Origin of the sequence: Palleronia pontilimi (genome assembly GCF_016412875.1) — a bacterium.
GTDB classification, from domain to species: domain Bacteria; phylum Pseudomonadota; class Alphaproteobacteria; order Rhodobacterales; family Rhodobacteraceae; genus Palleronia; species Palleronia pontilimi.
In genome coordinates this window covers 201,289-214,958 of sequence record NZ_JAEKPD010000008.1, presented here as the reverse complement: position 1 = coordinate 214,958, position 13,670 = coordinate 201,289, and the positions used below count along the sequence as shown (strand labels likewise).

The following is a 13,670-nucleotide window of genomic DNA, read 5'->3' as shown; positions in this document are numbered from 1 at the left end:
GTGTGCCACGTTCACGCCGCAGGAGGCCTCAGTATGAAGCGCATCGGATCCATGGAACGCTACGGGATATGGGCGGGCGCGGTCGCGCTGACCATCGTCTTCTTTGGCCTGACCTGGGTGTCCGCCGCCTTCTGGCTGGGGGTCGTCTTCTTCGGCATCTTCGCGTTCATGGGTCTTTACGACGTGATCCAGGATCGCCACGCGATTACCCGCAACTACCCGGTGATCGGGCGAATGCGCTTCTTCTTCGAAAAGATCCGCCCCGAGATCCGCCAGTATTTCCTGGAAGGCGACCAGGACGAAGAACCGTTCTCGCGCGAGGATCGCTCGATCGTCTACCAGCGGGCCAAGAACGAAGAAGCCGCGCGCCCCTTCGGGACCAAGGAGCGCGTCTATGAAGGCGGCTACGCGTGGATGACCCATTCCATCGCGCCCACGCATCTGGACCGCCACGATTTCCGCGTGACCATCGGCGGCCCGGACTGCAAGCAGCCCTACGAGGCGTCGCTTTACAACATCTCGGCCATGTCCTTCGGCTCGCTGTCGGCGGCCGCGATCTCGGCGCTGAACAAGGGCGCCAAAGCGGGCGGCTTCGCCCAGGACACCGGCGAGGGCGGCATCAGCAAGTATCACCGCGAGGGCGGCGGCGACCTGATCTGGGAAATCGGATCGGGCTATTTCGGCTGCCGCACCCACGAAGGCGCCTTCAACCCCGAGACCTTCGCGGAAAAGGCGGTGGATCCGCAGGTCAAGATGATCGAGATCAAGCTGAGCCAGGGCGCCAAGCCCGGCCATGGCGGCATGTTGCCCGCGGCGAAGATCACCAAGGAAATCGCCGAAACCCGCGACATTCCCATGGGTCAGGACTGCATCTCGCCCGCCGGTCATTCGACCTTCTCGACCCCGCGCGAGCTGTGCCAGTGGATCGGCCAGCTGCGCGAGCTGTCGGGTGGCAAGCCCGTCGGTTTCAAGCTCTGCATCGGCCACCGGCGCGAGTTCATGTGCATCGTCAAGGCGATGATCGACACCGGTATCTATCCCGATTTCATCGTGGTGGACGGCAAGGAAGGCGGCACCGGTGCTGCGCCGTTGGAATTCGCCAACCACGTGGGCATGCCGCTGGTCGAGGGCCTGACCTTCGTGCACAACACCCTGCGGGGCGCCGATATTCGCGACCGCATCCGCGTCGGCGCGGCGGGCAAGCTGATCCACGCCTTCGACATCGCCCAGGCCTTCGCCATGGGCGCGGATTGGTGCAACTCGGCGCGGGGCTTCATGTTCTCGATCGGCTGCATCCAGGCGCAGGTCTGTCACACCAACCATTGTCCCACGGGCGTGACGACCCAGGATCCGTTGCGCCAGCGCGCGCTGGTGGTGTCCGACAAGGCGGTGCGCGTGGCCAATTTCCACCGCAACACCATGCGCGCGCTGGCCGAAATGGCCGGCGCGGCGGGACTGAACGACCCGCGTGATTTCCTGCCGCATCACTTCATGAAGCGCGAGGCCGACGGCGACATGGTCGAGGCATCGGACAGCTGGCCCTACATCCCGCCGGGCCATCTGATCGACAACGCCAACAGCGACGTTGACGATGTCTATCTCAAGCGGTGGCGCCGCGCCTCGCCCGACACGTTCAACCCGCCCGAACCTTACGGGCGCTCGCAAAAGCGCCGGTCGGCCGAAAAGGCGGCGGCCGAATAGGTCCGCCACGCAATTGACCCTAGGGCGTATCCGCGCCCGGGGTCATCAGCCCTTCCAGATGCCGTGCGCAGCCGGTCAAGGCGGCGTAATCGTCCTCGACCCCCCAGACGGCGAACTGCACCATGAAGTCCGAAAACCGTCCCTTGCCGCGAAACGCCTCGTCGAAACCGAAGCGTGCCAGGTAGGGCGTCAGCGCGCGGGACATGCCGCCGATCATGTAGATGCCGCCGAAGGGCAGGTGGGTCAGCGCCAGGTCCCCGACGACGCGGCCCATGGCCTGCACGAAGGCGTTGGCCGCGCGGATCGCCACGGGATCGTCATCGGCTTCCAGTGCCGCCATGATCGAGGCCGAGTCGCGCCTGGTGTCGGTGCCGCTGGCCCAGGCATAGGTCCGCTCGAACCCGCGGCCGGAGAGCACGTCCTCGACCCCCGGAAATCCGTGCGCCGACGAGACGTATTTCGCCAGCGCCATGTCGTCATCGCTGAGCACTGGAAAGGTCACGTGCCCGCTTTCGCAGGGCGGCACGTATCGCCCGGTCTCGGTCCTGAAGACCGGCACCGCGTTGAAGCCGGTGCCGATCCCCACCACCATCTTGGCGTTGTGGGGCTGAGCCTTGGGGCCTGGGATCAGCACGCGCAAGTTTTCCTCCGCGATGTGATCCATGGCGTGGCCCTGCGCCTGCAGGTCGTTCAGGATCGCCACGTGGCCCGCCCCGGTGCAGGCGGCAAGATCCTCGCGCGTCATGGTCCAGCCGACATTGGTCAGGCGGCCCACGCCGTCCATCACCGGTCCCGCCATGGCGATGCAAGCGCCCGCGCAGTCGGGATCTCCCTGCTCGGCAAGGTAGTCGGACAGGATGTCGCCCAGCCCGGACCGGCCTTCGTTGCGAAAGCGCCGGATCGTGTCCGGCCGAACCGCGCCATCCAGCGCCAACGCCGCGCGCGTGTTGGTGCCCCCCACATCTGCGACGACCGTTGTGACTGGCTTTGGGGACATGGCACGGGATCCATCTGCGGCGGGCGGGGTCGGGCTCGATCCCTGATAGGACGCTTTGCGCGCGCGCCGCAAGCATGCTGCGTTCAGGGCCCGGGGGCGGGGCCGCAGGACTGGCCGGTCAGGAACTCGGCCTCGAGCAGCTGCTGGCGTGGCGCGGGCCCGGGGTCGACGATCTGCGCAAGCAGCATCTCGGCGGCGCGGCGTCCGTGCTCGCGCATCGGGCTGCGCAAGGCGGTGAAATAGGGCGTATCGCGGCCGTTGCGGAAGTAGCCCAGGTCATCGTCGTGGGTGACGATCGAGATGTCGCGCCCCAGGACCAACCCGCGATCCTGGCAGGCCCGCCGTGCGCCGATGGCCACGATCAACGATGACGTGAGAAAGGCGGTGGGCGGGTTCGGAAGCGCCAGCATCCGCGACGCGGCCTCGAAGCCGTAATCCTCGGACATCTCGGCACTGTCGTGCAACGCCGGATCGGCGGCAATGCCGCGCGCGGCCAGCGCGTCCAGGTAGCCCTGCTTGCGGCGAAGCGCGAAATCCATCCGTTCCAGCCCGTTCAGCAGCGCGATCCGGAGGTGGCCCAGGTCGAGCAGATGGGCTGTGCCGCGGGCAAAGGCGCGGCGGTTGTTCATGTCGAGCCAGGCATAGGGCGGGCCATCCGATCCGCTGCGGCCATGCACCACGAACGGCAGCCCCAGCTCCGACAACAGCGCGATCCGGCGATCTTCGACCAGCGGCGCGTGGACCATCACGCCATCGACCGAGCGGCGCGCGGCCAGCGTGCGATAGGCCGTGATTTCCTGATCCGCGGGCACGATGGACAGAAGCATGTCGTAGTCGGCCCGGGCATAGACCTCACCCGCGCCGCCGATGAATTCGGCGAAAACCGGGTTCAGCACCTCGTGTCCCGACGACATGGGCAGCACATGGGCGATCGCGCGGGCCCGGCCCGTCGCCAGGCCCTGCGCGCGGGCGTTCGGGCGGTAATTATGCGCGATGGCGGCGGTCTGCACGCGGATGCGCGTGGCTTCACTGACCTCGGGATACCCGTTCAGCGCGCGGCTGACGGTCGTCTGGCTCAGGCCCAGGATATGTGACAGCTCCCTCAGGTTCATGGCGTGGTGCAAGACGTTCCTTACGGCAACAAAGCTTTCCAAAGCGGTTTGGAATTCTGTCTTTGGATACGCCATCTGCCCCCCGGCTGTCAAAACCGCCGATGCTGCGCTGCCGCATAAATCGGTGGAAAATCACTTGTTTTCGAACGGTTTGGGGGCGATTGCTTGACTCTTGGGGGTGGGTTTGATTGTCTTGCGATCAATGCCAAAGCGCTTTGGCATCGCCGGGCGCTCGCGACACACCACCAAACATGGCCCCCAAGCCGTGGAACGATAAATCCGGGAGGACACCACATGAAACATATTCTTTACGCAGGTGCGGCCAGCATCGCGCTCAGCGCTGGCATGGCCCACGCCGCAGGACACGTGAACCTGGTCTTTCCCAAGGGCGAAGGCGCCTTCAGCTGGGACAGCCTGGAAGAATTCGCGGCAAACACCGACCTGAGCGGTGAGACCGTCGATATCACCGGCCCCTGGACCGGCGCCGACGGCGACCTGGTGAATTCGGTCATCGACTATTTCGAGGACGCGACCGGCGCGACCGTGAACTACTCGGGTTCCGAAAGCTTCGAGCAGGACATCGTGATCTCGACCGAAGCGAACTCGGCGCCCAACATCGCCGCCTTCCCGCAGCCCGGACTGGTCGCCGATCTTGCCGCGCGCGGCTCGATCACCCCGCTGGAGCAGGAAACCGCCGACTGGATTGCCGAGAACTACGCCGCGGGCCAGTCCTGGGTGGATCTCGCGACCTTCGCCGGGCCCGATGGCAACGAGGCGATGTACGCCTTCCCCTACAAGATCGACGTGAAATCGCTGGTCTGGTACTCGCCCGAGCAGTTCGAGGAAGGTGGCTACGAGATCCCCGAGACCTACGAGCAGCTGAAAGAGCTGACCGCCCAGATGGCCGAGGACGGCGTGACGCCGTGGTGCATCGGTCTGGGATCGGGTGCCGCCACCGGCTGGCCCGCGACCGACTGGGTCGAGGACATCATGCTGCGCACGGTGACCCCCGAGGAATACGACGCCTGGACCACCAACGAGCTGCCGTTCAACGATCCCAAGGTCGTCGCCGCGATTGAGGAATACGGCTTCTTCCTGCAGGACGGCTACGTGAACGGCGGCCGTGAAGCCGCCGCCACCACCGACTTCCGCGACAGCCCGGCGGGTCTCTTCCAGTTCCCGCCCGAATGCTACATGCACAAGCAGGCGACCTTCATCCCGACCTTCTTCCCCGAAGGCACCGCCGTAGGCGAGGACGTGGATTTCTTCTACTTCCCCGCGCCTGAAGGCCAGGACAAGCCGGTTCTGGGCGGTGGCACCATGTTCGGCATCACCAAGGACAGCGAAGCGACCCGCGCGTTCATCGACTTTCTGCAACTGCCCATCGCGCACGAGATCTGGGCCGCGCAGGGCGGTCTGCTGACGCCGCACACGGGCATCAACCCCGAGGTGTTTTCGTCCGACTCGACACGCGCGACGAACGACATCCTGCTGAACGCGGACACGTTCCGCTTCGACGGCTCGGACCTGATGCCGGGCGAAGTGGGCGCCGGCGCCTTCTGGACGCAGATGGTCGAGTTCACGACCGGCAGCCAGGACGCCGAAGCCACCGCCAACGCGATCCAGGAGCGCTGGAGCTCGCTCAAGTGAGCCGAGCATCTACGACTTAAGAATGGGGGCGCGATCCAACGGGGTCGCGCCCTTCTTTTTTGGCGCGATCAGCGGCTCCCGGCATGCGCGGTCCCGCATCGACCGATGACAATCAACGGTTGCGTCCGCGCCCGGTGTTATCGCAGACTTGACCAAACGCGACCGCCAGATGTCGCTGTCTATTCAGGGGGGAAAAGAGATGCCAGTCATCTTGCAAGGTCTGCTGACCATCGTCATCGGTGTGTCCGGCTGCGTGGCTTACTTCTACTTTTCGAACCTGGTGCTCGATAAGGTGATCTTCCCGCCGAAGGGACCGAAAGCGGGCCAGAACATCAACCGCGCCAACCAGGTCCGGCCCTGGCTGTTCCTGTTTCCCGCGATCTTCGTTCTGGGGCTTTATCTGGTCTATCCGGTGATCGGCTCGTTCGTCCGCTCGCTTTACGGGCGCAACCCGGACGATTTCGTGGGGATGGGCAATTATATCTCGCTGGCCGGATCCCAGGATTTCCGCACCTCGTTCATCAACAACTTCCTCTGGGCCATCGTGGTGCCCGCGGGCTCGACCTTCTTCGGGCTGCTGGCCGCGCAGCTGACCGACAAGCTCAGCTGGGGCAACTTCGCCAAGTCGCTGATCTTCATGCCCATGGCCATCAGCTTCGTGGGCGCGTCGCTGATCTGGAAATTCGTCTATGCCAACGACGCCGATATCGGACTGATCAATGCGATCCGGGCCATGGTCGGCTTTGAGAACCCCATCGACGTGCTGCAGATCCCGTTCTGGAACAACTTCTTCCTGATGGTCATCCTGATCTGGATCCAGACCGGCTTTGCCATGGTGATCCTCAGCGCGGCCCTGCGCGGCATCCCCGAAGAGACCATCGAGGCCGCGATCCTGGACGGCGCGAACCCGTGGCAGCTGTTCTTCCAGATCAAGGTGCCGCAGATCATGCCCACCATCGTCGTGGTCTGGACCACCATCACGATCCTGGTGCTGAAGGTCTTCGACATCGTCTACACCATGACGGGCGGCAATTTCGGCACCGAGATCCTGCCGTCCTACATGATGGATTTCATGTTCCGCGACGACGGGCGCGCCACCGCGATCGCCTTCGTCATCATGCTGGTCGTGCTGCCGGTGATGATCTGGAACATCGTGCAAGCCCGCAAGGAGATGCGTTGAGATGGACAATATCGCAGGCACCAAATCCTCGCTCACCTGGGCCACACACCTGTCGGTGCTGGTCCTGGTCCTTCTGTGGCTGATCCCGACCATCGGCCTGTTCGTGTCGTCGTTCCGCGACCGCGACCAGATCAGCGCGTCGGGCTGGTGGGAAGCGCCGTTCCCGGTCGAGCTGACCGCGCGCGGACGCACCGCGACCGAAGCCACGCTGGAAGGCGACGTTTATGTCGTGACCGGCAACATCTATGACGACCCCGAAGCGCAAAGCTATTTCCCCGGCGGCGGCGGCGAAGTCGTCGCCTTCGGGACCTCGGGGCGCGAGCCGGGGGCCTTTCCCGCGGGCGAGCCGGTCGAGATCGGCGATGGCGAGACGCTGGTGGTGAACGCCGACGGCACCTACGAATGGCGCACCACCGAAGAACCGGATCGCGGCCAGCGGGTCTATTTCGCCGCCGAAAGTCCACCGGATTTCACGCTCGACAATTACGAGCAGGTGTTGACAGCTGACAACATGACCCAAGCCTTCGTAAACACGTTCATCGTGACGGTGCCGGCGACGATCATCCCGATCCTGATCGCGGCCTTCGCGGCCTACGCGCTGGCCTGGATGGACTTTCCCGGACGCGGCGTGCTGATCGCGCTGGTCGTGGGCCTGCTGGTGGTGCCCTTGCAGCTGGCGCTGGTGCCGATGCTGAACCTGCACAACAAGATCGGCATCGGGCAAAGCTTCATGGGCATCTGGTTCGCGCATACGGCCTTCGGGATGCCATTGGCCGTGTATCTCTTGCGCAACTACATGGTCGGCCTGCCGCGCGACATCATCGAGAGCGCCAAGGTCGACGGCGCCACCGATTTCGAGCTGTTCGTGCGGATCATCCTGCCGCTCAGCCTGCCGGCCCTGGCCGCGTTCAGCATCTTCCAGTTCCTGTGGACCTGGAACGACCTGCTGGTGGCCAAGGTGTTCCTGCCCTCGGACGATGCATCCAAGGTGATGACCGTGAAGATCGCCGACGATTTGCTGGGCTCACGCGGGGGCGATTGGGGTATCCTCGCCACCGCCGCCTTCGTGTCCATCGCGGTGCCGCTGGTGGTCTTTTTCACCATGCAGCGCTTCCTGGTGCGCGGGTTGCTGGCGGGTTCGGTCAAGTAGCGATGAGTTTCCTGTCGGAAATGGCGAACCCCGTCGTCCGTCCCCAGGGGCCCGTCGACAAGGATTGGTGGCGCGGGGCGGTGATCTACCAGATCTACCCGCGCAGCTACCAGGACACCAATGGCGACGGCATCGGCGATCTGCCCGGCATAATCCACCGGCTGGACCACATCGCCGAGCTTGGCGTGGACGCGATCTGGATCTCGCCCTTCTTCAGATCCCCCATGCTGGATTTCGGCTACGACGTCAGCGACTATTGCGATGTCGACCCGATGTTCGGCACGATCCGCGATTTCGAGGCGCTGGTTGAACGCGCCCACGCGCTGGGGCTGAAGGTGCTGATCGACCTGGTTCTGTCGCACACGTCGGACCAGCACCCGTGGTTCCAGGAAAGCCGCGCAAGCCGCGACAACCCGCGTGCCGACTGGTACGTCTGGGCCGAGGCCAAGCCCGACGGCACGCCGCCCAACAACTGGCTGTCGATCTTCGGCGGGTCGGCCTGGCAGTGGGACGGCGAGCGGATGCAGTATTACCTGCACAACTTCCTGTCCGAACAGCCCGACCTGAATTTCCACACCCCCGCCGTGCAGGACGCGCTGCTGGACGTGGCGCGGTTCTGGCTGGACAAGGGCGTGGATGGCTTCCGGCTGGACACGGTGAACTTCTACGTCCACGACAAGCAGCTGCGCGACAACCCGCCCCTGAACCCAGAGGAGCGGAACGAGAATACCGCGCCCGCGGTGAACCCCTACAACTTCCAGGACCACCTCTACGACAAGACCCAGCCCGAGAACCTGGATTTCCTGCGCCGCCTGCGCGCGCTGATGGAAGAATACCCGGCGATCACCAGCGTGGGCGAGGTGGGCGAGTCGCAGCGCGGGATGGAGACCCAGCGCGACTACACCGCCGGCGACGACCTGCTGCACATGGCCTATGATTTCGACTTTCTGGGGACGATCTATCCCTCGGGCAGCCGCATCCGCGAAGTGCTGGAGCGGTTCGACCGGATCGTGACCGACGGCTGGGCTTGCTGGGCGTTTTCCAACCACGACGTGCAGCGCTACGCCACCCGCTTCAACCTGAGCGAGCCCGCGCGCAAGCTCTATGCCGCGCTGCTCATGTGCATGAAGGGGACCGCGTGTCTTTACCAGGGCGAGGAGCTCGGCCTGACCGAGGCCTATGTCCGCTACGAGGATCTGCAGGACCCCTACGGCAAGCGGTTCTGGCCCAAGTTCAAGGGCCGAGACGGCTGCCGGACACCGATGCCGTGGAACACCGGGCGGAACGCGGGCTTTTCGGACGCGCAGCCCTGGCTTCCGGTGGCGGTCGAGCATGTGGAGCGCGCCGTATCCTTGCAGGATCAGCAGCCGGACTCGGTGCTGAACTTCTACCGCGCGTTCCTGGCCTTCCGCCGCCAGCACCCGGCGCTGGCCAAGGGCGATCTGAAGATCGTCCGCGCCGATGACGATGCGCTGGCGCTGATCCGCGACGGCGCGGGCGAGCGGCTGTTCTGCGCCTTCAACCTGACCGACAAGGCGCAGCAGGTGGCCTTGCCCGACGGCGATTGGGCGGTGCTGGACACCGCGCCCTTCGCGTCCGAGACCGCCGAAAAGACAATAACGCTTCCGCCGTGGCAGGCCGCCTTTGCCACGCCAAGGACAGCATAAAGACCAACAGGGAGAGACCCATGGCCGATCTGAAACTGACGGATGTCGAAAAAGCCTATGGCAGCGTCCAGGTGCTGAGCGACATCAACCTGGACATCAAGCAGGGTGAGCTGATCGTCTTCGTCGGCCCGTCGGGCTGCGGCAAGTCCACGCTGCTGCGCATGATCGCGGGGCTCGAGCGGATCACCGGGGGCGAGCTGCAGATCGACGGCCAGGTGGTCAATAACGTGCCGCCCGCCCAGCGCGGCATCGCCATGGTGTTCCAGTCCTACGCGCTCTACCCGCACATGACCGTGCGCGACAACATGGCCTTCGCGCTGAAGATCGCCAAGAAGTCCAAGGACGAGATCGACGCGGCCATCTCGAAAGCCGCGAAGATCCTGCAGCTCGAACCCTATCTCGACCGTCTGCCCAAGGCCCTGTCGGGCGGCCAACGCCAGCGCGTGGCCATCGGGCGGTCCATCGTGCGCGACCCCAAGGTGTATCTGTTCGACGAGCCGCTGTCGAACCTGGACGCCGCGCTTCGCGTGGCCACCCGGATCGAGATCGCGCAGCTGAAGGAGAACATGCCGAATTCGACCATGATCTACGTGACGCACGACCAGGTCGAGGCGATGACGCTGGCGTCACGCATCGTCGTGCTGGCGGGTGGCGGGATCGCGCAGGTCGGAACGCCGCTGCAGCTCTACCAGAAGCCCGAGAACGAATTCGTGGCGCAATTCATCGGCTCGCCCGCCATGAACCTGCTGGAAGGCAAGATCACCGGCACCGGCGACCGGACGACGGTCGAGGTCAAGGGCGGCGGCACGGCGGTGTCGGACTACCCGTCGACCGACGCCGACATGGGTGCCGAGGTGAAAGTGGGCGTGCGGCCCGAGGATTTCGTCACCGCCGAGGGCGACCAGTACATCTTCGAGGGCAAGGTGGATATCATCGAAGCGCTCGGCGAGGTGACGCTGCTCTACTTCGAAACCGGCGATGCCGACCTGGAAGACCTGGAAAAGGGCGATGCGGCGGTGATCGCGAAGCTGGCCGGGATCCATAAGGATCTGCGCGGCAACCAGGTGAAGCTGGGGGCGGACCCGTCGAAGGTTCACGTCTTCAAGGACGGGATCTCGTTGCTCTATCGCGAGGGCGGGCTGGCGCGCACGGCCACGATGAAGGATTTCAACGTCTCCAAGCACTGAGACCGCGCGCGGGCTGCGGGCGCTGCGCCGGGATATTTTCGAGAACAAAGATGGGCAGGGCGCGCGCCGGTGCGGCCGGGGCGTTCAGCGGATGGTAACCATGTTCTGACAGGGTTCGTGCCATGTATTGGCGCTTGAACGATCTGGACCGGGATGCCTGGGAAGCCGCTGCGCGCGATGCGCCGTTCGAGCAGTCCTGGCTTTACGGCGCGGTGGCCGAGAGCTTCGGCGCGCGACTGGCCCGCTGGCGGTTGGTGTCGGGCGGACAGACCGTGGCCCTTGCGCAAGGGATCGAGCGCGGGATCGGGCCCTTTCGCGTCCTGTGGTTTCCGCGGGGCGTGCACGGGGTAGCGACGGCCGAGATGACCGACCTGCGCCGCGCGCTGCCCGGGCACCCCTTCGTGCTGTCGCCCGAGGCGGGCCGCATCGTGCGGCAGGTCGCCGATCGGGCCGAGCTGGTCCTGACTTCTGGATTGCGGGCCGGGCTGGGCAAGAAGTGGCGCAACCGATTATCGGCAGCAGAGCGCGCGGGCTTGCAGGTTTGCCGGATGCGCGGGCTGTCGGACTGGCTGATGGATTGCGAATTGCGACAGCGGCGGTCACGCGGCTATCGCGCTTTGCCCGCCTTGTGGGTGAAGCGCGTTGCGGCGCTGGATCCCGACTGCGTCGAGACGCTCATCGCCTGGAAGGACGGCGTGCGCGTGGCCGGCGTGACCTGCCTGAGGCACGGTCGGCAGATGCGCTACGAGTTGGGGCACACGACCGAGACCGGGCGCAAGCTGTCAGCGCATAACCTGCTGTTATGGCGGGCGATGCGGGACGCCGAGGAACGCGGCGACGCGCGCATGGACCTTGGGATCGTGGATGCAACGCGTCTGCCGGGCCTGACGCGGTTCAAGCTGGGCACCGGTGCGCGGCAGGTGGCCGCGCCGCCGATGCGGTTGCTGACCCCGTGGGCTCAGGCCAGTGACGGCAGCCAGAGCACGATGGACGGGAAGGCGACCAGCGTCGCGATGGTCACCGCATCGGCCACGAAGAACGGCATCACACCTTTGAAGACGTCCTGAACCGAGATATCGGGCCGCACGCCGGCCACCACGAAGCAATTCAAGCCGATGGGTGGCGTGATCAGGCAGAACTCGGCCATCTTCACCACCAGGATCCCGAACCAGATGGCGCACATGGGCCCCGACATGCCGAAGGCGCTGTCGGCGGCGCTGACGAATTCGCCCCCGTTCAGCGCCATCACCGCCGGGTAGACGACGGGAAGCGTGAGCAGCAGCATCCCGATCGCGTCCATGAACATCCCCAGCACCGCATAGGCCAGCAGGATGAAGATCAGCGTCAGCATGGGTGATTGCTCGAGCGACGTGATCCAGTCGGCAAAGGCGCCGGGCAGGTCCGCGAAGCCCAGGAATCGCACGTAGATCAGCACGCCCCAGATGATGGCGAAGATCATGGTGGAAAGCTTGGCGGTCTCGATCAGCGCGTCCTTCAGCTCGGGCCAGCGCATCCCGTGCAGCAGCGCCATCAGGAAGACGATAAAGGCGCCCACCGCGCCGCCTTCGGTGGGTGTGCCCCAGGCGTCGCCGCCGAAGGGATTGTAGACGAAGAAGATGATGATCACGACCACGGCCAGGATCGGTAGCGCGGGCGGCAGAGATGAAAAACGCTGGCGCCAGGTGAAGCCCGTGACGGGCGGGCCGAAGCCCTTGATCGTCAGCGCCAGCAAGATGATGAGGCCCGCGTAGATGAAGGCCGACACCACGCCCGGAATGAAGCCCGCCAGCAGCAGCTTGCCCACGTCCTGCTCGACAATAATGGCATAGATCACCAGGATGGCCGATGGCGGGATCAGCGACGCGAGCGTCCCGCCCGCCGCCACCACGCCCGCGGCGAAGCGCTTGTCGTAGCCCACTTTCAGCATCTCGGGGATGGCGATGCGCGCGAAGACGGCGGCCGTGGCGACCGAGGCGCCCGACACCGCGGCAAAGCCCGCGGTGGCAAAGACGGTCGAGACGGCCAGGCCGCCGGGAACCCAGGCGATCCAGCGTTTGGCGGCTTCGAACAGTGCCCGCGTGAGGCCCGCGTAATAGGCGAGATAGCCGATCAGGATGAAGGTGGGGATCAGGGACAGCGCCTGGGACGCCACCTTGCCGTGGGGCACCTGTCCGGCCGTCTTGATGGCAACGGTCAGGGCCCAGCCCAGCTCGGACGGGTCGTAGCCCTTCTTGGACCAGAAGATCCAGATCAGGCCCACCAGCCCCGCGAAGGCGGCGGCGAAGGCCACGCGCATGCCCAGAACGACGAGGACCAGCAGGCCGCCGGTGACCCACAGGCCGATTTCGATGCTGTCCATCAGTCACGCCCCTCGATATGGCTGGCCTCGAGTTGCGCCTGTTCGGCGGCCGACAGGATCAGCGGCACCGCGACCGGCTGGTCGTCACCGCGCACGAACGCGCGGCCGAAGCCCCAGAGCTGGATGAGAAGGCGCAACAGCAGCACGCTGTAGGCCACCGGCACGATCAGCTTGGCGGGCCAGATGGGCAGGCCGATGTCGATGGTACTGTCGCGCGACCACAGGGGCGATCCGAAGTCGAAGCTGCGCTGGAAATGCGCCCAGCTGCCCCAGATCAGGGCGGCGATCACCAGCATGATCGCCAGCGTGGTGACGAATTCGGCGGCCCACAGGACGCGGCCCTTCAGCTGGCCCACGACGATATCCATGCGGATGTGACCGCCCAGCCGCTGCATGTAGGATATGCCCAGGAAAGCGATCAGCGGCATCGCAAGCTCGATCCAGTCCACGTAGCCGGGCAGGGGCTTGTTGAAGAACTGCCTCCCCGTGACCGAGACGACGGCAAGAACCATCAGGCCGAACACGCCGAAGCCCGAGATCAGGGCCATCAGCCGTTCCAGCGGCACCAAGGCGCGATCGACGCGGCTGATCGTGCTATCGTCTTCCAGTATCGCAGCCCCACCGGCCATGGCACCCTCCTTCTAGCGGAACGCCGCACCCCTGTCAG

At 65.3% G+C, this 13,670-nt stretch carries 11 protein-coding genes; 7 read left to right on the top strand and 4 right to left on the bottom strand.

Features of this window, described 5'->3' with window-relative positions:
* Positions 1 to 33: 33 nt before the first annotated feature.
* Positions 34 to 1,701 carry an FMN-binding glutamate synthase family protein gene (locus tag ILP92_RS09875; protein ID WP_198916213.1) on the top strand — a complete coding sequence of 556 codons (1,668 nt, stop codon included), beginning with the start codon at positions 34 to 36 and terminating at the stop codon, positions 1,699 to 1,701.
* Positions 1,702 to 1,720: 19 nt separating this feature from the next.
* On the opposite strand, the gene ILP92_RS09870 is transcribed toward ILP92_RS09875, so the two are convergent.
* Positions 1,721 to 2,698 carry a glucokinase gene (locus ILP92_RS09870; RefSeq protein ID WP_198916212.1) on the bottom strand — a complete coding sequence of 326 codons (978 nt, stop codon included), beginning with the start codon at positions 2,696 to 2,698 and terminating at the stop codon, positions 1,721 to 1,723.
* Positions 2,699 to 2,781: 83 nt separating this feature from the next.
* Entirely contained in the window at positions 2,782 to 3,810 is a 1,029-nt protein-coding gene (locus ILP92_RS09865; RefSeq protein WP_198916288.1) for a substrate-binding domain-containing protein, read from the bottom strand.
* 294 nt (positions 3,811 to 4,104) lie between these two features.
* On the opposite strand from ILP92_RS09865, the gene ILP92_RS09860 reads away from it, so the two are divergent.
* The 6 genes from ILP92_RS09860 to ILP92_RS09835 all read left to right on the top strand — a co-directional run bounded on the left by ILP92_RS09860 (position 4,105) and on the right by ILP92_RS09835 (position 11,711).
* Positions 4,105 to 5,460: an ABC transporter substrate-binding protein gene (locus ILP92_RS09860; protein ID WP_198916211.1), complete on the top strand. Its 1,356-nt coding sequence runs from the start codon at positions 4,105 to 4,107 to the stop codon at positions 5,458 to 5,460.
* A 199-nt stretch (positions 5,461 to 5,659) separates the two neighbouring features.
* Positions 5,660 to 6,640 (top strand): carbohydrate ABC transporter permease, encoded by a 981-nt coding sequence (locus tag ILP92_RS09855; protein WP_198916210.1) that lies wholly within the window; start codon positions 5,660 to 5,662, stop codon positions 6,638 to 6,640.
* 1 nt (position 6,641) lies between these two features.
* The gene (locus tag ILP92_RS09850) at positions 6,642 to 7,790 is read left to right on the top strand and encodes a carbohydrate ABC transporter permease (protein ID WP_198916209.1); all 1,149 of its coding nucleotides are present in this window, start codon (positions 6,642 to 6,644) and stop codon (positions 7,788 to 7,790) included.
* Between the two features lie 2 nt (positions 7,791 to 7,792).
* The gene (locus ILP92_RS09845; RefSeq protein ID WP_235971295.1) at positions 7,793 to 9,457 is read left to right on the top strand and encodes an alpha-amylase family glycosyl hydrolase; all 1,665 of its coding nucleotides are present in this window, start codon (positions 7,793 to 7,795) and stop codon (positions 9,455 to 9,457) included.
* Between the two features lie 20 nt (positions 9,458 to 9,477).
* Positions 9,478 to 10,644: an ABC transporter ATP-binding protein gene (locus tag ILP92_RS09840; RefSeq protein ID WP_198916208.1), complete on the top strand. Its 1,167-nt coding sequence runs from the start codon at positions 9,478 to 9,480 to the stop codon at positions 10,642 to 10,644.
* 122 nt (positions 10,645 to 10,766) lie between these two features.
* Positions 10,767 to 11,711, top strand: coding sequence for a GNAT family N-acetyltransferase (locus tag ILP92_RS09835; RefSeq protein WP_198916207.1), 945 nt, complete (start codon positions 10,767 to 10,769; stop codon positions 11,709 to 11,711).
* Here the strand turns inward: ILP92_RS09835 and ILP92_RS09830 are convergent.
* Both ILP92_RS09830 and ILP92_RS09825 read right to left on the bottom strand, forming a co-directional pair.
* Positions 11,603 to 13,003, bottom strand: a complete 1,401-nt coding sequence (locus ILP92_RS09830) for a TRAP transporter large permease (RefSeq protein ID WP_198916206.1) — start codon at positions 13,001 to 13,003, stop codon at positions 11,603 to 11,605. The genes ILP92_RS09835 and ILP92_RS09830 overlap by 109 nt on opposite strands.
* Positions 13,003 to 13,632, bottom strand: coding sequence for a TRAP transporter small permease subunit (locus tag ILP92_RS09825; RefSeq protein ID WP_198916205.1), 630 nt, complete (start codon positions 13,630 to 13,632; stop codon positions 13,003 to 13,005). Before ILP92_RS09825 ends, ILP92_RS09830 begins: the two co-directional genes overlap by 1 nt.
* Positions 13,633 to 13,670: the final 38 nt, after the last annotated feature.